Source organism: Propionispora sp. 2/2-37 (genome assembly GCF_001298735.1).
Classification (GTDB): domain Bacteria; phylum Bacillota; class Negativicutes; order Propionisporales; family Propionisporaceae; genus Propionispora.
This window is the reverse complement of the sequence record NZ_CYSP01000021.1, coordinates 38570-61769: the sequence shown is the minus strand read 5'-3', so window position 1 is coordinate 61769 and position 23200 is coordinate 38570. Positions and strand designations below refer to the sequence as shown.

Below are 23200 nucleotides of genomic sequence, written 5' to 3'. Positions count from 1 at the left end.
AAAAGGTATATGAATGGCAACTGCAACAATGAGACGCTACATTTTTATTGATGGTAAAGTAAAGAGGATAGGGATAAATCGTGATTTACATATGCCGGAAAAAGCCTGTGAGAAGATTCCGGAAATGCATATTTTTTTAGATCAAAATGGTGAAGTTTTTGGGGTTCAGGTTCACTATATTTTTTTAGATACTGAAGGCAATGTTGCTTATGAGCCCCATGGCAGAGAAGCGGCGTATGTCTTTGAAAAAAAGATAGGACCACTTTTGAATAAGATTAATACGGATAATATTATCCAGCTTCCTATAAGAGTAAAATCTCCCGATAAATACGGTAAAGCGGTACAGGCTTTTGCAGATACGTTTGTTGAGAAAAAATATGGAACTCAAGCTGAGTTTAATATTTTACTTGATCACTTTTTGGAAATAAGAGGATAGAGATAAATAAATGTTTTAATTTAATTGCCAAGGGGATGGGATTATTGACAACCTGAAGTAGGCTATCAACAACTCCGTTCCCCCGATAAACTCATGGATAATGAATAAACCCCTCTGGGTTTATTTTTTTATACAAATAATGTTAGAAAAGACAGAGGGACGGTGGAATTGTCCTATTGGTAGACGCATCCACCGTCCCTTGTAAGATATAGAGCAGAAGGGTTATCCATTTTGGGATAGAAAAAGTCGAACAATCAGTTTCTAGGTATAATGAGAAAGAAGGATATGAATGGCCCCGTCCTAAAAAAACAGGGGGACAGGGACATTGTTTCAATGTGGGGAGAGGTGGTATAATTTTCTCAGAGGTGGTGCGCCAGTTCGGCGTTGTGAGTATAGCCGGTGGGAAGCCGGCACAGTAAGGTGTAGCCAGCCGCCGTTATCCAGCCTTGGAACCAAAGCCGTGAGGCGAGGTTTAAGCGTAGGTAAGAAACCATGCGAGCCGTAACACGAAAGTGTGAAGCTATGGAGCCCCGTCAGATTATATAAAGTGGAAGCCGATGCCTTCACCTCGGCAGTAGGCAATAACGTTTGGTCGACAGAGGCGAGAACAAACGGGTTCCATCGGGGTCTTAGAGCATGGCGAGCATGAGATGGTTGTTCACAGCGTACCTGGGAGACCTTGCATATTCTCAAGCGAGTATTTTCCGCACAAGGAGCATTTCGTCCAAGGCGGGAGAAACGGTATGCAAGCTGTGTAAGGTTTATATGAAGAGCCCAATGCCTTAATAGGGCACGTTGGGTTCTGTGAGGGGCGTTGACGGCCTTCTCACATTCAACACACATTGAAAAGTGAGGTGGAAATCGAGCGTCTACTCGACAAGAATGTGGCAAGAAAACCAAGAGAAAAAAGCAGCAGTGGAATATATCATATCATATTACGTGGGATTAATCGGCAAAGCATTTTTGAAGATGATGAAGATCGGCTGAAATTAATCGAAGACCTCGCAAAATACAAAGAAATCAGCCAATGCCGAATTCTTGCCTATTGTTTAATGGATAATCATATACACCTCTTGTTACAAGAAACCCAAGAGCCTATTAGTATGATGATACAACGAGTCAGTTCAAGCTATGTTATTTGGTATAATCGTAAGCATGAACGATGCGGTCATTTATTTCAAGAGAGATTTAAAAGTGAGGCTATAGAAACAGACAGCTATTTCTTAACGGTTCTGCGATATATCCACCAGAACCCTATAAAGGCAAAAATCGCAAGCGATGTAGCAGATTATAAATGGAGTAGCTATAGTGAATATATAGAGAGGATGCAGATTGTTGATAAAGAATATGCCTTAAGCATGTTCTCGGACAAACCTGATGAAGCTATTGGGCGATTTGTACAGTTTTTACGAGAAACGAACAGCGATGTCTGCCTAGAAATTCCGGAAATCAAAGTGAATGTGAGTGATGACAATCTTCGACAAATGGTTAGAGATCAATTTGACATTGATGCAATAAAAATTTGTAATGAAATAAGGGAAAAACAAGACCACATATTGCGAGTAATGAAAGGAATTGATGGTGCCAATATACGACAGATAGCGCGAATAACGGGATTATCGCCAACACGGGTTTGGAAAGCTTGAAACAGAATCCCTGTCCCTGTGTTTTGCGGCCTGTTCCAGTTGTATTTTGATTATACGAAAAAAATGTTTCAGTTGCTGGAATTTGATGTTAAAGGCGTACACGTCGTTGCCGGTATGCGAAATGAACCGGCGCATGAAAGAAAAAATCTGCACACTGTCATGAAGGATATTGGTTTATCGTTGGTTTCGGAACAATTCCCGGAATAACGAGGATATTGCAATCTCGCTCGGTGTCGGGCCTGAATTATTTAGTTAAAGTTCGTCGTTTATTTTCTCTATTGACATTCTTTTTTCTCATCATTATACTATTAGTTAGCCAGGGAAACTAATTGCAAAAGGAATATGATCTATGGAAAAGCATGCTATCACATTTCCCCCTAACACAAGAGCACAGTTAGGAGAAGTGTTGTTACAGGTATCTGATGATGTTTTAGAAGCTATAAATAATGCCCTAAAAGAATATCAAATTTCCGAAAGCAAGTTTACTTTACTCTTGCTACTGTTCAACACAAGCACAGACCAGTCATTACAGCCTTCAGAAATTGCTAATATGCTTGGCATACGGCGGGCATCTGTAACCAAGCAGTTGATTTGGCTGGAAGAACAGAAATTGATTACAAGAACCATATGTCTTGAAGATCAAAGAATGGTTAATGTCAAAATAACCGAAAAAGGTCACCAGCTTCTCGACTGCGTTTTACCGCACTACTGGCAGGCCTGTGCTAATCTCACTCAAAAATTGACAGAGGAAGAAGTCGTTTGTTTGCTTAAGTTGCTAATAAAAATCAATTGATAAACTATGCACGTCTTTTATTTTCTTATCTAATTAGCCTGGCTAACTATTTCGGTATAAAGGAGGAGTTGCTATTGTTTCACTATAGTCTTTATTTTTTTACTTAATAATTAGCTTGACTAATTATTTCTTCGTGGGATGATCACTTTGAAAGGAGGACTTTATGAAATTCTCTTCTAAATGCATTAGAATACTTTTGGCTGCCTTAATTATCGTCTTAGGGGCCAGCTCTTACTACTATTTTCACCGCCAGGACATATCTACCGACAGTGCAACTATTGACGGGCGTGCTGCGATAGTGAGTCCGAAAGTACAAGGATATGTAAAAAATTTATATATTCAAGATAATCAATTTGTCAAGGCTGGCGAGGTGTTACTGGAAATCGACCCTACCGACTATCAGATACGCCGTGACCGTGCCAAGGCAGCCCTGGCTGCCGCTAAAGCGGCACTCTCCACAGCTGTTCATAATAGTGCAACAACCGCAGTTTCTGCCCCGGCCAATGAAGCTGCTGTTGCAGCGCAGGCTGCTTCGGCAACGGCAATTTGGGAAAAATCAGCAGGCGACAGACGCCGCATGGAAAGCTTGTTTGCATCCGGCGCCTGTTCACAGCAGCAGCGTGATCAGGCGATCGCTACCGAAAGAGCCGATCGCGCAGCATTAGAAAAGCTAAGAGCCGACCTCAGATCGGCCTCTACCGCTCCCACTGTTATCGCAGCTTCCCAAAATACCATTGAACAATTACAGGCCCAGGCTCATCAGGCCGAGGCCGATCTTGCTCAAGCGGAAAGCGATTTATTAAACACCAAAATCATTGCGCCTATGGATGGTCGGATTATTAAATGCAATATTGAAGCAGGCAACTATGTACAGACCGGCCAGCAACTGGCCTCACTCGTTGGCACCGACATGTGGGTGGTAGCCAATTTTAAAGAAACTCAGTTAGAACGCATGAAACCCGGTCAACCGGTGGATATCCGCATAGATGCTTATCCGAAGGTAGTTTTACATGGCAAGATAGATAGCTTTCAGTCCGGCACAGGCTCCCGTTTTTCACTCTTTCCCGCAGAAAATGCCACCGGCAACTTTATAAAAATAGTACAGCGTGTACCTGTAAAAATTTTGTTTGATACTCCGCCGGATACTCAGCTCCATCTGGGACTGGGTATGTCCGTAGTTCCCACTGTGCATACAGAAAGTATGGACGCAAAATGATGGCAGCCTCTTCTGTAAAAATGAATCCCTACTTAGTATCCATTGTTGTCAGCTTAGCCGCTTTTATTGAACTGCTTGACACAACGATTGCCAATGTTGCCCTTTCGCATATAGCCGGTTCACTCGGGGCCGGATCAGAAGAAAGCACGTGGGTTTTGACCGCATATATTATCTCGAATGCCATCGTCATGCCGATTTCCGGCTGGTTATCAGGCGTTATGGGACGGAAAAACTTTTTTATGCTCTGTATCGGCGGTTTTGTTTTTACTTCATTCATGTGCGGCATTTCCACATCGTTGCCCATGCTGGTCCTGTTCCGCCTGTTACAGGGTGTTGCGGGCGGAGGCTTGCAGCCTGTTCAGCAAGCCATTATCAGAGACAGTTTTCCGCCGGAAAAGCTAGGAATAGCCTTCGGCATTACCGGATTATCCATGGTTCTGGCGCCGATCATAGGACCGGCACTGGGCGGGTTTATAACGGACAATTACAGCTGGCGTTGGATTTTTTTAATTAACGTGCCCATCGGCATAGTAACGCTATTTTTAGTCGAGGTACTTGTTCAAGAACCTGAAAACACGAAAAAAATGAAAAGCACTATAGATTATATTGGACTAGGACTCATTGCTATAGGCTTAGGCGCTTTACAAATTGTGCTGGATAAAGGCCAGCAAGAAGATTGGTTTGCTAGTACTTTTATTATAAGTTTATTCTGTATCTCCTTTATAAGCCTTCTCCTGGCGATTTATTGGCTCTTACATCAAAAAGAGCCGATCGTCGACCTGAAGCTGCTGGCAATCCCCAGTTTTAGTCTGCCTGGCATTATACTTTTCTTTGTTGGCTTTACCCTGTGGAGCGCTACCGCATTACTGCCGATGATGGTACAAGAGAATTTTGGTTATAATGCGACTTTATCGGGACTTGTTCTTTCGCCCAGCGCTATATTTCCGCTATTTATGATGCCATTTGTAGGGAAAATGGTAAATTGGATTGAAACCCGCTATCTCATTTCTTTAGGCCTGTTTATTAATGCCATTGGCATGTGGCTAACGAGCTTAATCACACCGCAAACCGATTATACTACCTTTGCTATCGCCCGGTGTTTTCAGACGGCAGGCCTACCTTTCCTGTTTGTCCCGGCAACTACCTTAGCCTTTTCAAAAATTCCCAGGGAAAAGAGCAGCAACGCGTCGGCCATCGTGTCCCTACTGCGGAATTTAGGTGGCAGTATCGGCATTTCATTAGCTACAAGTACCCTTATATATAATCGACAACTGGAGCAATCGAATCTGGTGCAACACTTGACAACCGCCGCTCCTGGCTATAGTACTTCACTTTCAACATATATACAGACCATACAAAATTTAGGGATACCGGCAGCAGAAACATCCTCTAAAGCCATGGGGCAAATATATCAAGAACTCCTGCATCAAGCCAGCATACTTGCGTATCGGGACACATTTAATATTGTCGCTGCCATTCTATTTGTATTGAGTATCACTGCTCTTTTCTTGCCTAGTAAAAACCTAAATAAACAGGAGGATACCTAATCACATGCACGATAAGCTCATTGTGCAAGGCTTTGACTACTATTGGAACGGTGCAGTAAATCAATTAACAAAAATGAGGCAACAACCTATCAGGCAATGATTGCTATTGAAGAAAATTATACCGTTACTCTAAAACTGGATGACAGCGGTGCAATTCTCTGGAGGCATTGTAAATGTACCTGTTCACACAATCGCTGCTGCAAACATATAGCGGCCGCATATGTTGCACTGAGCAGCAAAAATAGCTCAACGTGTTAAACCATACCCTAGAGCAAAACAATGATTATCATAAACGTTGGTTTGTAGCTTTCATCATACCTAGTACATCTAGTCAGCATTCTAGAACTTTTTTAAAGGAAGTGAATAAGATGTGGACTTTTATGGGTTTGGCCGAAATCCAGTAGACAGATGCCACCGCCAATATTTGCAACCTGAGGAGGAACAGAAATTTGGACTTTAAAAAGGCTAGCGCCTACATCGAAAGCTTATATGAAAAAAGAAAGTTAACTCAGAAACAGTATATCGAGACTACGGAATTAAAAGATTTTGGACCGGTTATCGATGATGATGTGGCTAGAATGCTGCAAGTGTTAATCACCTTGGTCAGGCCGCGAAGAATTCTGGAGATCGGAACAAGCGTGGGTTTTTCAACTGTTTCCATGGCCAAAGCGGTGAAGTCTTATGGTGGTAAAATAACTACAATTGAATTTGATGCGAAAGTGGCCAAACAAGCCATCAAGAATTTTGAACGCGAGAAGGTAGCAGGCCAGATAGAGGTCAGAATCGGCGACGCGCGCGAAATTATCCCGATATTGACCGAAGAGTATGATCTAATCTTTCAGGATGTCGGCGATAAGAACCTGTATGCTGCGCTGTTTGATGACTGTGTCAGATTGCTTAAACCAGCTGGACTGCTGGTGGCTGAGGATACGCTTTTTCCGGTTACACTGTTTCCGGTTTTTAAATGGGTAAAAATGAGAGAAGCCTTAGCTGAATTTAATAAAAAAGTAGCCGACTGCCCGCTGCTTGAAAGCACGCTATTGCCGATCGGCGATGGTTTTACGGTAGCGGTAAAAAGAGAGTAGGAAAAAAGTAGGGGGAATTAACATGAAAATAATGGCATTTATCGGTAGTCCCAGAAAGAATGGAAATACCGCAAAAATAGTAAATGCTATTTGTAAAGGCGCGAAAGAAAGCGGTCATGAGGTTGAAATTTACAATCTATCGGAAATGGATAATATGGGATGTAACGCATGCGATGCATGTCAATTAGAGAAGGTTGATTTTTGTTTAATTGATGACAAGTTAACAAACCTTTTGCCGCAAATAGCAAAAGCGGACTACCTTATTGTGGGAACGCCGATATATATGCTGCAAGTTAGCGGAGCAACAAAAAATTTCCTTGACAGATTACGGCCGTTTTTAAAGCCGGATCTAACTGCCAAGCACTTGCCGGGGAAAAAATATATAACAGTGACATGCAGCGGCGCGCCGGCGGCAGCATTCAGCAATGTGACGGAATATTTCAATCAATTTTTCGGTTACTTTGGTATGGAAAATGCCGGAAATATTGTTGTCGGTAACTTACAAGAAAAAGATGACATTATACGGCGGTCTAAGATTCTAGAAGAAGCTGAAGAAATGGGTAAGAAATTAAGTTAGTTTAATGTACTAATGAAGTTTTGCAAATACAGAGAACTCCTGCTGGTCCATATGGATTTAGCAGGAGTTTTGTATATTTATATGGTAAAGTACAAAAATGAAAGATATATTTAACAAGGAGTTATGGTTATGTGCATAACTTGCAGCGTTATAGAAGGAAAAAAGACCCTGCCTGGAGGGCTGCTTTACAAGGATGACAGGATCATCATACATCATTGTATTGATGTCAATGTACCAGGGTATCTAGTCATTTCGCCGATAAGGCATGTCACCGGGTATCAAGAGTTAACCGATGCAGAGTTGATGGCAATGGCAAAGGGGATAAAAATCATGGTGAGTATTCTTCATAAGCTGCCAGATGTTGAAAAGGTGTATATATTAAACTTGGGAGAGGAAACAAGTCATTTCCACTTTCATATTTTCCCTCGCTATCGTTGGATGATAGATAAATCGAATGTTGCTTTATTCTCAGCGGAAAAATTGGATGGAGCTAAGTTATTCAGTTATTACAGGAATAGAAATAAGACCAGTGAACTAGAAACAATTCCTGAAATCAATAAAATGATCGCTTTTATAAAAAGTCAATTACAATGCATGCAATGAGGTGCCAATCTGCGCTCATGAAAAGTGGCGGAAAAATTGGGTATGAAAGTGGCAGGCGAATTTACAAAACAGTATCAAGGAAAATCAATGCGTCATTTACTTTACATTGTTGAACGCCGCGAATGGCTAAAATGACTGGGAAACTTGATGATTTATACAGTTCATTCCCATAATCCGGTTTCGCTAAAAAACAACTGCCAGTTGAGCATTCTTCGGATACTCGCAACTATGGTTCGCTGGACTTAGAAGCATGGTTAGCTTACAATGAGATTGTCAGTACTGAACATCTCAAAAAGGAAGATACCATGTACAATAACTATAAAGAATTTGGGCGGCGAATTGCTTCGTTGAGAAAAGAAAAAGGCTATACGCAAGAGAAAATTAGCTCCCTGTTGAATGTTACACCACAAGCCGTTTCCAAGTGGGAGCAAGGCAATGCACTGCCGGATACCCTGCTGCTGCCGCTGTTGTCCAAACTGCTCAACGTATCCATTGATTACCTGCTGACAGGAGAAAGTTCTGTGGGCAAAGCAGGGCCGTATGATGGAGAATATCAGAAAGAAACATTCTACTGGGGAATACAGCCTTCAGAGCTTGCCGAACAAATTGTAGATATTCTACAGGGCGATACAGCGAATAAACGTTTATTAGACATTGGCAGCGGCGAAGGCCGGGATGCCATCTACTTTGCCAAATGCGGTTTTCAGGTGGATGCATTGGAGATTTCTACTCCAGGTGCAGAAAAAATTAAACAATATAGTCAGTTGGCGGGTTATGCGGTTAATATTCTCCATGCCGATATGATTGGATACGGGCTGTATGAAGATTATGATGTGATTTACTCTCACGGCTCGCTCCAATTCTTACCGTTGGAGCAAAGACAGAAGCATTTTGACAAATACAAACAGCGGACAAAGATCGGCGGCTTGAACGCTCATCTTATTTTTATTGAAAAACCATTCGTTAAGCTGGCACCGGATTGGGAGAAAAACGAATGGTTCTATCAGTCGGGTGAACTGGCCAGGTATTATCATGACTGGGAAATTTTGCGATGCGAGGAGAAAATTATCGACTGCAATTCAGCGGGGATACCACACCGCCATGCAGTGAATTGCGTCATTGCCAGGAAAATAGAAGCTTAGAAATCTTGAAATTGCTGCAGTAGTTGTTCACCGTATAAGGTCAACACTAAAGCCTGCTTTTCTTCTGGCTGTCCAACGACGATTTTCCAGGTTCTTAATCCATTTTAATTTCCAGCCTCTCCTTTATGCACTTTTTCTGTGTGCAGTTCTCGAGGGGGCAATACAAAGCCTCAGAGCCAGCTGTTACGCTGATTCCGAGGCTTTGTATGTTTAGAAGTCTCTCGGACCGTCAAATCTTTTAGGGCAGCCTTTGGGCGGTGCAGGCGGTTTAAGAGCGTCATCTACAGCCTTTGCTTGCTCAGCCGTTATTTTAAAAGGTAATTGTTACAGCCATGTTACAATATCGACAAAATTGTACTAAAATAGCAATCCCCCGAATCGGCTTATTATCCATTTCGGGGGATTTTTTTGATGGACTGTCCCGACAGCAGCTTATTGTTAAACGGGTTGATCAGACTTTGCCCCAGGCAAAAAAAACGGACGGGGCCAAAGCGTTCAATCTGACGTTGAATAGTGAATAAAACAAAGGCCCAATCCTTAGTTTTAAGGATTGGGCCCTTGTTTTATTCTGAATCGGAAACCGGTTGACGGGCAGGATAAGTTCGAAAAATAAAACCACTTTGTTTAGCTGATTGATATCCCTATAGCCGGCGACTGGATATGGCAAGGCGGACTTTGTTCATATTTTCTATTAGCTGGTTCGGATTTTTTAACATAATACCTGTATACAATAGATCAACAATAGCCAAATGAATGAGGCGGGAAGCCATGGCTTCGGAACGGTACCGGATCTCCCTGGCCATTCCGTGCAGTGAAATATCGGCAGCCAGGCTCAGCGGTGATTTCATGTAGCTGGTTATGGCAATAATCGTTGCCGAGGATTTTTTCGCCAGATCAACAGAGTTTAGCACATCGATATTGGCTCCGGAGTGGGAGATGGCAATGACGACATCTCCTGGTTTCAGCAGTGTGGCTGAAGTTAATTGCAAGTGAGGGTCTGCATAGGCGCGTACGGCAAAGCCAAAACGCATAAAGCGGTGTTCAATATCTGCGGCAATAATGGCTGAACCACCGGACCCATATACCGATAAATGCTTGGTGGCACTTAGCGCATCGATGGCTTTTTCCAGCTCCTTGTGATCCAGGATTTTTAAAGTGTCCTGCAGGCCTTCGGTAATGTTGTGAAAGATTTTTTGCGGGAAGCTTTCCACCGAATCATGGGGGTCCACTTCGCGTTCAACCGATTCTAAGGGAGAGAACAGGTCAACGGCAAGGGCAATTTTTAAACCTTGAAAACCGGCGAAGCCCAGCTTTTTCGACAAGCGGAAAATCGTGGCCTCGGCGCTTGAGGCTGCTTCAGCCAGTTCGGAAATGGTCATGTATATTACATCAGATGAATGCTCAAAGATAAAATCAGCTATTTTTTGTTCGGCTTTGGTTAATTCGGTATACATACTGCGAAGAACGGGCAGACAGGGTGCCGGCGATGAAGTAGTTTCTGACATAGTAATCCTCCTAACTATCTGTATTATAACAAATTTATTCAATGAAGAAACACTAATACAAAAAAACGAAATATATTTTCAAAAAATAATATATTTTTGAAAATATATTGCAAATAGGGATGGTGGCATATATAATGACATTGTGAAAATTATTTTAAATATTTAAACTTATTTTGATAGAAATCAATCAGAATTATCACATGATTAGGATGAATCAACTATTTAGTTGATTATATAGCTTGGCTAGCCAAATACAAGCAAAAATACAGGAAATGGCGGTGAGAAAGAAAGACAATTGCTTAATGGGGCCGGAAACAAAAAAATAACATGCAGGAGGTCTGAAAGATGCCATTAATCATTTTAGCTTTGGGCATTATTGCGTTATTCGTTTTGATTGTCGGTGTCAGGCTCAATAGTTATTTGTCCTTGGTGTTAGTTTGTTTAGGGGTAGGCATTGCTGAGGGGATGCCGATCATGAAGGTTGTCGGTTCGATTGAAAATGGTGTTGGCGGGACGCTGGGGCATTTGGCCCTGGTTATCAGTTTTGGTGCTATGCTGGGAAAACTGATGGCAGACAGTGGCGGAGCGCAGCGCATTGCCATGACGTTAATTGAAAAATTCGGCCGGAAACATATCAAATGGGCACTTTGTCTGACCGGATTTATTGTTGGCATTGTTCTGTTTTATGAAGTCGGTTTTGTTCTGTTAATACCATTAGTATTTACGGTTGCTGCAGCCGCCCAGGTTTCTTTGCTGGAAGTGGGACTGCCGATGGTTGCGGCCCTTTCGGTTACCCATGGTTTCCTGCCGCCCCATCCAGGCCCGACCGCACTAAGTGTACTGCTGCACGCAGATATTGGCCTGACCTTAATCTACGGTATTATTATTGCCGTTCCTACCGTACTGGTAGCCGGTCCGTGGTTTTATAACACGATTAAAGACTTGAAGCCCAAGATGCCGGAAGGTTTGTATAGTTCCAAGCAGTTTTCCGACGAAGAAATGCCAGGTTTTGCAATTAGCGTATTTACTGCCCTGGTGCCGGTCTTTTTGATGGCGGCAGCCTCCATTACGAAGCTGACTATGCCTAAAGATGACCCGCTGGCTGTTTTCTTTGATTTTGTGGGCAATGCGGATATGGCATTATTAATTGCCGTATTTATTGGTATTTTTACTTTTGGCTTGAATCGTGGCAAGAGCATGAAAGAAGTTATGGATGTCATTCAGGAGTCGGTTTTGGCTATTGCCATGATTTTATTGGTTGTCGGCGGCGGCGGCGCTTTTAAACAGATTTTAATTGACAGTGGTGTAAGCCAGTATATCGTTCATTTAATGGAAGGCGTCAACATGTCGCCGCTTCTCTTAGGCTGGCTGATTGCTTCGATCCTGCGGATTGCAGTTGGTTCTGCTACGGTAGCCGGGCTTACGGCAGGCGGGATTATGGCTCCTGTTGTTGCAGCCACCGGCACAAGTCCCGAACTCATGGTACTGGCGTGCGGCGCCGGCAGTTTGAACGCAGGTCCTCCCAATGATCCCGGGTTCTGGATGTTTAAAGAATTTTTCAATTTGTCCGTAAAGGAAACCCTGCGCAGTTGGAGCATTATGGAAACTATTATTGCCTGCATGGGACTGATCGGGGTTTTGATTATTGATATGTTTATTCATTAATATTTAGGAGGAAGGATATGAAAGCGGCAGTTTATAAAGGGATAGAGGAAATGGATATAGAGGAAATGGAAAAACCGGTTGTACAGCCGGGCACCATTTTACTGAAGGTAAAAGCTTGTGCGATTTGTGGCGGAGATCTGAGTACTTTCCGTCACGGACATGCTGCCATTAAGCCGCCTATTGTGCTGGGCCACGAAACGGCCGGCGAAATTGTTGAAGTGGCAGCGGATGTAACCGGTTTCCGGGTGGGTGAACGGGTTATCGTGGCTCCGGGAATTGGCTGTGCTGCCTGTAGCTATTGTTCCTCCGGGTGGCAGAATATGTGCTATTCCCGAAAAACGATTGCCCATCATTATAATGGCGGTTTTGCCGAATATATGCTGATTCCGGCCGGTGCCGTGCGGGCTAATAATATCAACCGTATTCCGGAGGAGCTAACATATTTGGAGGCTTCTTTAGCGGAACCGCTGGCTTGTGTATTGAATGGTCAGGAGGCTATGAATATTGGGTTAGGCGACACCGTGACTGTGATCGGAGCCGGTCCCATCGGCTGCATGCATGCCGAGGTGGCTCGGTCACGGGGAGCAGGCAGGGTATTCCTGATCAACCGCAGCGCCAAAAGGCTGGAGGCGGCGAAGGCATTTGGCTTTGATGCTTACATTGATTTGAGTAAGACCGACGGACTCCAGGCAGTGATGGATCTGACCGGTGGGATTGGCACCAATGTGGTGATTGTTACGGCCGGGACGGCTGAGGCGCAGCAACTTGGCATTTCGCTGGCAAGAAAAATGGGTAAGGTTTGCCTGTTTGCCGGTCTGCCGAAAAGCAACCCGACCATTGAATTGGATGCCAATTATATTCATTACCGCCAGATCACTATTTATGGAACGTTCTCTTCAGCGCCGCGCCATAATGCCCTGGCATTGGAAATGATTCGTAGCGGCAAGGTCTCTGCAAAAAAATTATTGACTCATGTTGTATCGCTAGAAAAAATCCGTACCGGAATGGATTGCATTGACGACCGCAGTGCCATGCGGGTGGCAGTAAGCCCGTGTCTGGATGAATTGGAAGCGGAATTTGCGCAATTTCCGGATGTAAAGGTGCAACGCTAGCTAAGGAGAGAAAAGCCAGTGACCTATTTAATCGGTATTGATGTAGGGACAACGAATTGTAAAGCGGCAGCCTACCGGGCTGATGGAAGTTTGCAGATGATTGCCTCCCGTCCGACAGTGACTCACCATGTAGAGCCTGGTAAGGCGGAATTTGATCCTGACCAGATCTGGCAGGCTGTGCAGGAGGCCTTGTGCGAAGTACTTGCCGAAATGGATGGTGCACCGATTGCCGGGATTGCCGTTGCCAGCATGGGCGCCGCCGGGGTGCTACTGGATGAAAATGGGCGCTGGATACACCGCTCCATCGCCTGGTTCGTTACCCGGACTTAGGAAAAGGCCCAATGGTGGAAAGATACTTTCGGCAGCGAACGGGTCTATGAAATCAGCGGGTTTGTGCCAAACCCTATGGCGGGAATTACCAAGGTGCAATGGATCAGAGATAAAATGCCGGAAGATTTTAAAAGAGTCAGGCATTGGGTTTCTATGCAGGATTATATCGGTTTCTGCTTAACCGGCAACGCCGTTGTCGATTACTCAGTGGCTTGCCGGACGATGGCGGTCGATTTACGGAACCGCTGCTGGAATCGGGATATTTTATCCCATGCGGATATTCTGCCGGATATTTGCTCGGAGCTTAAGGCCTCAGGCAGCCTTGTCGGCCGGGTGACTCCGGTGGCGGCAAAGCTTTCGGGAATTCCGGCGGGAACTCCGGTGTTTACCGGCGGCCTGGATTATGTGTGCGGCGCCTTGGCCAGCGGTACGGTGGAGGCCGGTCATGTGCTTTGTGCCATCGGCACCAGTGAGCAGATCCTGATGGTTGTCGATGAGCCGATTACCCAGCCGCAATATATCGGCAGCAATCTTACCTGTGTAAATTATGTTGTTGACGATAAATATTATGTTGCCGGCCAGGTTATTTCAGCCGGCTGTGTGCTGGAATGGTTTTGCAAGCAAATTGCCCAAGAAAGCTATGGCGCTATTACCGAGGAGGCTCAAACCGCTCCGCTCGGCTCGGCAGGGGTGTTCATGCTGCCCCATTTCCGGGGGAAATATGCGCCGGGGGCAGACCCCCTGTCGAAGGGAGCCTTCTTCGGATTGACAACGGCTCATTCCAGAGCTTGCCTGAGCCGGGCCGTTTTGGAAGGACTGTGTTTTGAATCGGTCGGTATTATGGAGGAAATGGAACGGATTACCGGACAGCTCATAAAGTCCGTCCATGTCGTGGGCGGCGCGACAAAGTCGCCGTTCTGGATGCAAATGAAAGCGGATATTTTAGGAAAAACAGTCATTTGCCAGGATATTCCGGAAGTGGTCACTTTGGGAGCGGCCATGCTGGCAGGACTGGGAGCCGGCGTGTATAAAGATTCGGCGGATATGGTGCAGCAAATTGACCGCAAGGAAGTCGTATATGAACCTGACATGGAAAATCACCGGCAATACCGGCGTATATATGAAGGTGTTTATAAACAGCTGTATCTTTGTGTAAAAGATTTGAACCATACGATTGAACTGTATAAACAGTAGGAGGAAAAACAATGAAATTTTTAGTAGTGGGCGATCCCATGCTTTCATCAGAAACGTTAGGCCAGGCCGTACGTGACACCTTTGGCAGTGATGCCCAAATACACGGCGTTGATTGGAAACCGGCCAATGATGAAGAATTCTGGTATTTGCGGAGTCAGGTGGAAAAGTTCGGACCCGATGCCGGTAAGCCGCCGGTAGAGCTAACGCGGGCCATTCAAGATGCGGATGTGGTGATTACCCATCATACGCCCTTAAACGGCGTGTTGATCCGCAGAAGCAAGGCATCGTACATTGGGGTGTGCCGGGCAGGTGTGGAAAATATTGATGTCGCGGCAGCTAAGGAAAAAGGCATTCAAGTCATGAGGACGATGGGCAGAAATGCCGAAGCAGTTTCCGATTTTACCGTTGCGTTGATGCTAGCGGAGTTAAGAAATCTGACTCGGGGACATGCCGCTTTAAAACAGGGCGAATGGAGGAAAAAATATCCCAATTCCGGCTTTATGGGGGATATGAAGGGGAAAACCGTTGGTTTGGTCGGATTCGGCTATATTGGAAAGCTGGTAGCAAAAAAATTGTCGTCTTTTGCAATGCGATTGATTGCCTATGATCCTTTTGTTAAAGAAGAGCTATTGCAGGAATACCATGTCGAAAAGGTTTCACTTGAAGAATTATGCAGACAGTCCGACTTTATCAGCATCCATGCCCGTCTGAGCCAGGAAACGGCAGGCCTCATCGGCAAAGCGGAATTTGCACTCATGAAGCCCACGGCCTATCTTATTAATACGGCAAGAGCCGGATTGGTTGATGAACAGGCGCTTGTTGCGGCACTGCAAACAGGACAAATTGGCGGTGCCGGACTGGATGTGTTCTGGACAGAGCCGATTGCCGAAAATCATCCGCTGCTGACGATGGATAATGTAACGATTACCCCCCATTTGGCAGGGGCAACCAATGATACGTTCCGCATGACGCCGTATCTGTTACTGGAAGAATTGAAAAAAGTAGTAGTTCACTCCGAAAATTCGGCTTGGTTTGTAAAATAAGCCCCAATGAGTATTGCAGAAATCTGGAGTGTTGTTTGACGTCTATGAGCGAATATACCGTAAACTGGAAGGCCAATTCGAGGAATTTGCTAATATCCAAAGAGAATGGAAATAAGGGGGAATCAACATGAGTAAGAGTCAGATCGGGGTTATCGGTCTTGCCGTAATGGGGAAAAATCTAGCGCTCAATATGGCAAATCACGGATATGCTGTTGCTGTTTATAATCGTTCGGACGATAAAACGAAGCAACTACTTGCCGAAGCAGCCGGAAAAAACCTGACCGGAGCGTATTCAATTCAGGAACTGGCCGCTTCGCTGGAGCGGCCGCGAAAAATACTGATGATGGTAAAGGCTGGCAGTCCGGTGGATGCTACTATTGAACAGCTATTGCCCTATTTAGAGCAGGGGGACATTTTGATTGATGGAGGTAATTCCTTTTATCAAGATACCATTCGCCGATCTCAGGAGCTTGCTGCCAAAGGAATTTATTTTATCGGTTCCGGAGTTTCCGGCGGTGAAGAAGGGGCTTTAAAAGGGCCGGCTATTATGCCTGGCGGTGACCCGGCGGCGTATAGGCTGGTACAACATATTTTTGAGGATATAGCGGCTAAAGTAGGAAGTGATTCCTGCTGCACCTATATTGGCAATGACGGGGCGGGCCATTTTGTCAAAATGGTGCATAACGGGATTGAGTATGCCGACATGCAGCTCATTTGCGAAGCATACTTGTTACTAAAAAAACTGCTGGGACTGCAGCCAAGGGAAATTAAAGATATTTTTACCGAGTGGAATCAGGGAGAGCTAAGCAGTTATTTGATCGAAATTACCGCCGATATTTTAGGTAAAACCGACCCGGAAACAGGACAATACATGGTGGATATTATCTTAGATAAAGCCGGACAGAAAGGTACCGGCAAATGGACCAGCCAGGTTGCGCTGGACCTAGGGGCACCGATTCCGTCGATTACAACGGCTGTATTTGAACGGTATCTTTCGGCAATGAAAGAGGAACGGGTGGAAGCCAGTAAGCGTTTGGCGGGACCGGAAGGACAACCACATCTCAGGCCGACGTCATTTGCCGAGTCCATCCGCCGGGCGCTATACGTCAGCAAAATCGGCGCCTATGCCCAGGGGTTCAGCCTGATGGCAGGTGCTTCCCGGCAGTATGGCTGGAATCTTGATTTGGGCAGTATCGCGATGATCTTTCGCGGTGGCTGTATTATCCGGGCACAGTTTTTAAATAAAATCAAGGATGCCTATGATAAAAAGCAGGACTTGCCCAGCCTGTTCCTGGATGAATATTTCCGGGCCAGCATCGAGGTGTATCAGACAGACTGGCGGGAGGTGGTCGTCGCCGCCATTCAAGCAGGAATCCCTGTGCCGGCCTTTACCAGTTCCCTGTCGTATTTTGACAGCTATCGCGCTGCCGAGTTGCCGGCTAATCTGCTGCAGGCCCAGCGGGATTATTTTGGAGCCCATACTTTTGAAAGAAACGATAAGGCAGGCATCTTCCATCATAACTGGGAAGAATAAAAAGAAACAGGAAATCCTCTAACGATGGCTTGCAAAGACGGAGGGTTTCCTGCTGATTTATAAAAAAGCTGTTCTTTTAGAGTTGAGATATCGAAGAGGTGATATAACTTTCCAAAGGTGAAAAATAGCTGCTACGGTATAAAATATAACTCATTGGAAGAGGATGAAGAGCCTAACTACTTGTTGGGGATTAGCGTACAATCTGTCCGTGGTTTTGGAATTTTAGAATCATCAAACATGTGCTAAACAATACATCTAATCGGTTTTTGTCTTTTCCCGGAAAATCCACCTAAACCTGCGGTTGCCCCAAGAAAATTTGGTAGAAAATGATAACTCCATCTTGTAACATTCACGATTTCGTGATATAATAAACATATGGATAGGCAATAATGATTTGTGGTTTTTTCAGTGTTGTCTGGTATTTCTAGATTGCTTATGTCCCGTTCCCGTTCCCGTTCCCGTTCCCGTTCCCGTTCCCGTTCCCGTTCCCGTTCCCGTTCCCGTTCCCGTTCCCGTTCCCGTTCCCGTTCCCGTGTAGGTGTCGAGCACCTACATCCAAGTATATACATTATGTACCTGTGCGGGAAAGGGGCGTTAATTGCAGGTGCTTTCCGGTGAAGGTTGACACAAACAACCTTCACACCTATATTATATCCAAATAAAGAATAGATACAATATCAGATTGGATTGTCTGGAACATGAGGTGTTTCCATGGAATTAACAGACGTTATGACAGTGACCGAAGCTGCTGAACGCTGGGGTTTGGATGTTTCTACGTTGCGCTACGCTTGTATTAAAGGGAAATTCACGAATAGCGAAACTCGCAAGTCTGGAAGCGTTTGGCTGATAACCTATCAAGGGATGGAACGGGTATACGGCAAAGAAAAATGGACGAACCGGATACAAGATGGGATGCCTAAAATTGAGAAGATAAGTAGGAAACCAACTAAAACCAGAAAGTTGGGGGAGCAATGCTGGATCTAATATTGCAAAAAATAGAACAAAACCAAAAACGAATAAATCAGGCGCGACCGTTAGACCAAGCGCAGGTTAAAAATCTTAAAGAGTATTTTAAGATCGGCCTTACTTACTCTTCCAATGCCTTGGAAGGTAACACGCTGACAGAATCGGAAACAAAAGTGGTTATTGAGGACGGCATTACGATTGGCGGCAAATCGTTAAAAGATCATTTGGATACCATTGGACATGCCCGGGCATTCGATTATCTTTGGGAGCTAGCCAAAACGCCTGACATTACAGAGCAGGATATAAAAGAACTGCATAAACTATGTTTTCAGCCTAAATTGGGTGAAACAGCCGGACAGTACCGTAAAGTCGATATTGTTATTACCGGCTCAGCACATAATGATAAATTTTCCCTGCATGAAGATATTCCGGTGCATATGCGTAATTTCGTACAGCAATTACCGGATAAAAGAAAAAAACTGCATCCGGTAGTCTACGCGGCTGCATTACACAGGGATTTTATCGTAATTCATCCGTTTGAAGATGGTAATGGACGGACAGCACGGTTAATAATGAACCATGCCTTGCTTTCATCGGGGTATCCCCCGGTAATTATTTCTCCAACCTTCAAACACGAGTATATACAGGCATTAGAGCAAAGCCATACCCAGAATAACATCTTTTTTGAGTATATTACGGAACAGGCTTTAGAAGCCCAGCGCGACTATATTTGCCTGCTGCGTCTGCCGTAACTAGGAAACCAGAAATCTGCTAATGGCAATGTTTGGAAATGTGATTATCGATTTTTTCCAGTTCTTATACACGGATCTTCCTACTAAGCAACAAGGAGTAGTAATAAAATGAAAACACTGGACAGAGATTTTTATAATAGAGATTCGTTAATTGTTGCGAAAGAACTTTTGGGGAAGGTGCTTGTGCGTGAAATAAACGGGCAGAAGATTTTTGTAAAAATAGTTGAAACGGAAGCATACATGGGCATCACAGATAAAGCTGCCCATTCCTATGGTGGAAGAAGAACACCGAGAGTCGAGGTTATGTATGGCGGGCCGGGAGTTTCTTATGTATTTCTTGTTTACGGTATGTACTATTGCTTTAATATCGTTACTAGGGAAAAAGGAAATCCCCAAGCCGTTTTGATAAGGGCTGCTGAGCCAGTAGAAGGATTTGATTTAATGGCTCAACATAGATTCAAAAAGACATGTAGTCAGTTAATTAAGAGCCAAATAAAGGGCTTAACTAATGGGCCGGGAAAATTATGTAGAGCACTATTAATTGATAAAAGTTTAAATGGAGAAGATTTATGTGGCAATACGCTATATGTAGAAGACGGAGAAAATGAGAAATTCAATATAGTGTCTTCTACACGCATAGGCGTTGATTATGCAGAGGAGGCTAAGGATTATCCCTGGAGATTTTATATAGAAGATAATCCATATGTGTCGGTAAAATAACTGCATCAAAAAAGAGAATGTTTTAATATGCCGTGTTCCGATCGCCCGTAGGCTACGATTCCGCCATTTTGAGGTTAGTCGGGCCCTAGGGCAGAAGGTGAGAGTGATTCACGCTATATTCACCGGAATCCCTACGTTTATTTTTTTGCTTTGCAGGATATTCGGTTTTATAATATGAAAATTGTTGGAGTATTTTCTGAAGTTATTGACAAAGCATTGGGCAATTAGTACAATAACAGCGATAACTAAATTCATAAAAGTGAGGACGGAAAAAAGTAAATGTATACTTGCTATGCAGAGAACTGGTGGTTGGTGCAAATCAGTTAGCGGTATAGATTGAAGTTCATTCCTGAACTGCAAAGCTGAAAATACAAGTAGGCTGAGCCGGTGTGGCTGTCGTTATTTGGCTATGAGTTGATCTGATTCGAGATTATAAGGGTGGTACCGCGGAACTTTCCGTCCCTTGCGGTAGCGCTCTTTTTATTTTCGAATGGATAATTAGGGTGGTACCGCGATGCACGTCCGTCGTCCCTTGGAGAGGACGGTTATTTTTATTTAGAAAAGGATGAGTGAGCGGTATGTTGAAAAATTTGCTTCAGAAAAAAATGATTGCCGCAGGTCTGGGGATCGTGCTGGCGGCTGGCGCCATTGCCGGCTGCAGCGGTGAAAAGAAGGAAGCGGGAGCAAACAAGGTCTACCGGATCGGCGTACTCCAATTGGTGCAGCATGGCGCTTTGGATGACGCTAACAAAGGCTTCGTGGACGGGCTGGCTTCCAGAGGTTATAGAAACGGTGAAAATATTACAATTGATCAGCAGAACGCCCAGGGCGATCAGTCGAACTTAAAAACCATCAGCCAGCGGTTTGTGAATAACAAAGTGGATTTAATTTACGCCATTGCGACGCCGGCGGCGCAGGCTGTGGCGAATGAAACCAAAACGATCCCGATTGTGGGATCGGCGATTACGGATTACGAGGCGGCAAAACTGGTTCAGTCCAATGCTAAACCCGGCGGCAATGTGACCGGAACAACGGATTATACGCCTCCGAAGAAACAGATTGAGTTAGCGCTTAAACTGATTCCGCAGGCCAAAACGGTGGGGGCGTTATATACTTCCAGTGAAGCAAACTCTCAGGTACAGGTCAAGGAGATGAAAGAATACGCGGCTGAAAAGGGCTTGACTGTGCTGGAAGCTACCGTTACGAATGTAAACGACATTCAACAGGCTGCGCAGAGCCTGATTGGCAAAGTGGATTTCATCTACTGCCCGACCGATAATACGATTGCTTCCGCCATGGCTAATATTGCCAAGATCGCGGTACCGGCAAAGCTCCCGGTTTTTGTTGGTGATGAAACCATGGTGAAGACCGGTGGAACAGCGGGAATTTCGATAAATTATTATAAACTCGGCTATCAATCGGGTCAAATGGCCGCCGATATTTTATCCGGAAAAGTAAAACCCGCCGATATGCCGATCGGTTTGCAGGAAGACGTTGAGGTCATTATTAATCAAGAGACCGTCAAGGCAATTGGCTTACTCATACCGGAAGAACTGCTGAAAGAAGCCAAATAGAAAGAATAGCGAATTTATGTGCCATCCCCGGCAGCGCTTTTACCGGAGCCAGTCCGGCGTGCACAACACATGGAGGAACAAGCAGTGAGTGATTTGATCATTTCTACTATAGGCCAGGGACTGCTTTGGTCCGTCATGGCTATAGGCGTATACTTGACTTTCCGCACCTTGCAAATTGCGGATTTAAGCGTGGAGGGCACTTTCCCGCTGGGAGCCGCCGTTGCGGCGGTGCTGCTGGAGGGGGAATACAGCCCTGCAACCGCTATTTTTGCAGCAGGCGCCGCCGGTATGCTGGCAGGCGCCGCCACCGGTTTATTGCATACAAAACTGAAAATACCCGCATTGTTGGCAGGTATTTTAACCATGATTGCCTTGTATTCCGTAAATTTGCGAGTGATGGGCAAGGCCAACGTATCGTTATTAAATACCGATACGGTATATACCTCTTTAGCATTTTTACAGTTATCACCGAATATGACTACGTTCGTGGTTGGCCTTATCGTTGCCGTAGTATGTCCGACTTTGCTCTATCTGTTTTTTGGTACGGAAATCGGCTTGGCTTTGCGGGCCACCGGCAATAATCCCCAAATGATACGGGCAATGGGCGTTAACACCGATAATATGATTCTGCTGGGACTGGTGATCAGCAACGGAGTGGTAGCCGTATCGGGAGCTTTTATCGCCCAGAGCAACGGCTTTGCCGATGTTGGCATGGGTGTGGGCACTATTGTAATCGGTCTCGCTTCCGTTATCATCGGCGAAGTGTTATTCGGCTCCAGAAGTGTTAAAAATGCCTTGATTTCGGTTGTGCTTGGCTCCATAGTTTATCGTATTGTCATCGCGGTTGTATTATATCTGGGCATGCCGCCCAACGATCTGAAGCTATTCACCGCTCTTTTGGTCGCGATTGCCTTATCCCTGCCGTTAGTTAAAACCAAATTGGACAGCAGAAAGGCGGGGATCTAAGTGCTGAAAATTGATGGTATCAGTAAAACCTTTTACGCCGGTACGGTAAATGAGAAGCTGGCTTTAAAAAACGTAAGCCTGGAAATGAAGACCGGTGATTTTATTACTGTCATCGGCGGCAACGGGGCAGGAAAGAGTACTCTGTTGAATTCCATTGCCGGCGTATTTAAAGTGGATTGCGGAAAAATTTATATTGATGATATGGATGTAACCAATATGGCCGAGCATAAACGGGCCGCTTACATCGGCAGAGTCTTTCAGGACCCCATGCTGGGAACGGCTGCGGATATGATGGTGGAAGAAAACCTGGCCATTGCCGCAAGGCGGGGTAAAAAGCTTGGCTTGCGCTGGAGCTTTCACGAGGATGAATTTACCGAATTCAGAGAAAAACTGGCAAGATTAGATCTTGGCTTACAGGACCGGCTGAAAAATCGAATAGGCACCTTATCCGGCGGGCAGCGGCAGGCGATTACCCTGCTGATGGCGACCTTGCGGAAGCCCAAGCTGCTTTTATTGGATGAACATACTGCGGCGTTGGACCCCAAAACAGCAGAAAAAGTATTGGAACTGACGAAGAACATCGTGGAGGAAAATGGCTTAACGACCCTGATGATCACACATAACATGCGGGATGCATTACGTTTTGGCAACAGATTGCTTATGTTAGATGACGGAAAAATCCTGTTAGACATTCATGGAGCAGAAAAATCAAAAATGACAGTTCACGATTTGCTGGACGCTTTCGAGCATTCGGGCGGTGAAGATGTCAGCGACCGAATGTTGCTTAGCTGAAA

The 23200-nt window shown here is 44.9% G+C and carries 23 protein-coding genes, 1 pseudogene and 1 other annotated feature; of the genes and pseudogenes, 22 read left to right on the top strand and 2 right to left on the bottom strand.

Annotation, left to right across the window (positions count from 1 at the left end; all coding sequences use genetic code 11):
• Positions 1-13: 13 nt before the first annotated feature.
• The 10 genes from P22_RS18140 to P22_RS18095 all read left to right on the top strand — a co-directional run bounded on the left by P22_RS18140 (position 14) and on the right by P22_RS18095 (position 9045).
• Positions 14-436 (top strand): hypothetical protein, encoded by a 423-nt coding sequence (locus P22_RS18140; RefSeq protein ID WP_156319050.1) that lies wholly within the window; start codon positions 14-16, stop codon positions 434-436.
• 854 nt (positions 437-1290) lie between these two features.
• The gene (locus P22_RS18135; protein WP_235814714.1) at positions 1291-2082 is read left to right on the top strand and encodes an REP-associated tyrosine transposase; all 792 of its coding nucleotides are present in this window, start codon (positions 1291-1293) and stop codon (positions 2080-2082) included.
• Between the two features lie 39 nt (positions 2083-2121).
• Positions 2122-2289 (top strand): hypothetical protein, encoded by a 168-nt coding sequence (locus P22_RS18130; RefSeq protein WP_216598111.1) that lies wholly within the window; start codon positions 2122-2124, stop codon positions 2287-2289.
• A gap of 142 nt (positions 2290-2431) precedes the next feature.
• Entirely contained in the window at positions 2432-2875 is a 444-nt protein-coding gene (locus P22_RS18125; RefSeq protein ID WP_054261645.1) for a MarR family winged helix-turn-helix transcriptional regulator, read from the top strand.
• A gap of 163 nt (positions 2876-3038) precedes the next feature.
• Positions 3039-4091 carry an HlyD family secretion protein gene (locus P22_RS18120; protein WP_054261644.1) on the top strand — a complete coding sequence of 351 codons (1053 nt, stop codon included), beginning with the start codon at positions 3039-3041 and terminating at the stop codon, positions 4089-4091.
• Positions 4088-5638, top strand: coding sequence for a DHA2 family efflux MFS transporter permease subunit (locus P22_RS18115; RefSeq protein ID WP_235814713.1), 1551 nt, complete (start codon positions 4088-4090; stop codon positions 5636-5638). Before P22_RS18120 ends, P22_RS18115 begins: the two co-directional genes overlap by 4 nt.
• Before the next feature lie 449 nt (positions 5639-6087).
• Entirely contained in the window at positions 6088-6723 is a 636-nt protein-coding gene (locus tag P22_RS18110; RefSeq protein ID WP_054261642.1) for an O-methyltransferase, read from the top strand.
• Positions 6724-6745: 22 nt separating this feature from the next.
• Entirely contained in the window at positions 6746-7300 is a 555-nt protein-coding gene (locus P22_RS18105) for a flavodoxin family protein (RefSeq protein WP_054261641.1), read from the top strand.
• 129 nt (positions 7301-7429) lie between these two features.
• Positions 7430-7903 carry an HIT family protein gene (locus P22_RS18100; RefSeq protein ID WP_054261640.1) on the top strand — a complete coding sequence of 158 codons (474 nt, stop codon included), beginning with the start codon at positions 7430-7432 and terminating at the stop codon, positions 7901-7903.
• 305 nt (positions 7904-8208) lie between these two features.
• On the top strand, positions 8209-9045 hold the full coding sequence (locus P22_RS18095) for a helix-turn-helix domain-containing protein (RefSeq protein ID WP_054261639.1): 837 nt from the start codon (positions 8209-8211) through the stop codon (positions 9043-9045).
• A gap of 641 nt (positions 9046-9686) precedes the next feature.
• Here P22_RS18095 and P22_RS18085 read toward each other — a convergent pair.
• A complete protein-coding gene (locus tag P22_RS18085; protein WP_054261637.1) occupies positions 9687-10550 on the bottom strand; it encodes a MurR/RpiR family transcriptional regulator in 864 nt (287 codons plus the stop codon).
• Positions 10551-10895: 345 nt separating this feature from the next.
• Here P22_RS18085 and P22_RS18080 point away from each other — a divergent pair, with 345 nt between their 5' ends.
• The 6 genes and pseudogenes from P22_RS18080 to gndA all read left to right on the top strand — a co-directional run bounded on the left by P22_RS18080 (position 10896) and on the right by gndA (position 17428).
• Positions 10896-12215 (top strand): gluconate:H+ symporter, encoded by a 1320-nt coding sequence (locus P22_RS18080; RefSeq protein WP_054261636.1) that lies wholly within the window; start codon positions 10896-10898, stop codon positions 12213-12215.
• A 17-nt stretch (positions 12216-12232) separates the two neighbouring features.
• Entirely contained in the window at positions 12233-13327 is a 1095-nt protein-coding gene (locus tag P22_RS18075; protein WP_054261635.1) for a zinc-dependent dehydrogenase, read from the top strand.
• A gap of 18 nt (positions 13328-13345) precedes the next feature.
• Positions 13346-14065 (top strand): annotated as a pseudogene (locus P22_RS21305) (L-fuculokinase); the annotation flags it as partial.
• Entirely contained in the window at positions 14039-14851 is an 813-nt protein-coding gene (locus P22_RS21300) for a xylulokinase (RefSeq protein ID WP_255351816.1), read from the top strand. The pseudogene P22_RS21305 and the gene P22_RS21300, both read left to right, overlap by 27 nt.
• A gap of 11 nt (positions 14852-14862) precedes the next feature.
• On the top strand, positions 14863-15894 hold the full coding sequence (locus tag P22_RS18065) for a 2-hydroxyacid dehydrogenase (RefSeq protein ID WP_054261634.1): 1032 nt from the start codon (positions 14863-14865) through the stop codon (positions 15892-15894).
• A 127-nt stretch (positions 15895-16021) separates the two neighbouring features.
• Positions 16022-17428, top strand: a complete 1407-nt coding sequence (gndA, locus tag P22_RS18060) for an NADP-dependent phosphogluconate dehydrogenase (RefSeq protein ID WP_054261633.1) — start codon at positions 16022-16024, stop codon at positions 17426-17428.
• A 242-nt stretch (positions 17429-17670) separates the two neighbouring features.
• Here gndA and P22_RS20965 read toward each other — a convergent pair whose 3' ends face one another.
• A complete protein-coding gene (locus tag P22_RS20965; protein WP_072169827.1) occupies positions 17671-17997 on the bottom strand; it encodes a hypothetical protein in 327 nt (108 codons plus the stop codon).
• A 142-nt stretch (positions 17998-18139) separates the two neighbouring features.
• On the opposite strand from P22_RS20965, the gene P22_RS18055 reads away from it, so the two are divergent.
• The 6 genes from P22_RS18055 (at position 18140) to P22_RS18030 (ending at position 23198) form a co-directional block, all read left to right on the top strand.
• Complete coding sequence (locus tag P22_RS18055) at positions 18140-18412, top strand: helix-turn-helix domain-containing protein (protein WP_054261632.1); 273 nt, start codon at positions 18140-18142, stop codon at positions 18410-18412.
• Positions 18400-19146: a Fic family protein gene (locus P22_RS18050; protein ID WP_054261631.1), complete on the top strand. Its 747-nt coding sequence runs from the start codon at positions 18400-18402 to the stop codon at positions 19144-19146. The genes P22_RS18055 and P22_RS18050 overlap by 13 nt, the downstream gene beginning before the upstream one ends.
• A gap of 108 nt (positions 19147-19254) precedes the next feature.
• Positions 19255-19866, top strand: a complete 612-nt coding sequence (locus P22_RS18045; RefSeq protein WP_054261630.1) for a DNA-3-methyladenine glycosylase — start codon at positions 19255-19257, stop codon at positions 19864-19866.
• Between the two features lie 253 nt (positions 19867-20119).
• Positions 20120-20333 (top strand) — a binding site (T-box leader).
• A 111-nt stretch (positions 20334-20444) separates the two neighbouring features.
• The gene (locus tag P22_RS18040) at positions 20445-21440 is read left to right on the top strand and encodes an ABC transporter substrate-binding protein (RefSeq protein WP_054261629.1); all 996 of its coding nucleotides are present in this window, start codon (positions 20445-20447) and stop codon (positions 21438-21440) included.
• A 135-nt stretch (positions 21441-21575) separates the two neighbouring features.
• Complete coding sequence (locus P22_RS18035; RefSeq protein ID WP_235814716.1) at positions 21576-22406, top strand: ABC transporter permease; 831 nt, start codon at positions 21576-21578, stop codon at positions 22404-22406.
• Positions 22407-23198 (top strand): ABC transporter ATP-binding protein, encoded by a 792-nt coding sequence (locus P22_RS18030; RefSeq protein ID WP_054261627.1) that lies wholly within the window; start codon positions 22407-22409, stop codon positions 23196-23198.
• The last annotated feature ends 2 nt before the right edge of the window (positions 23199-23200 follow it).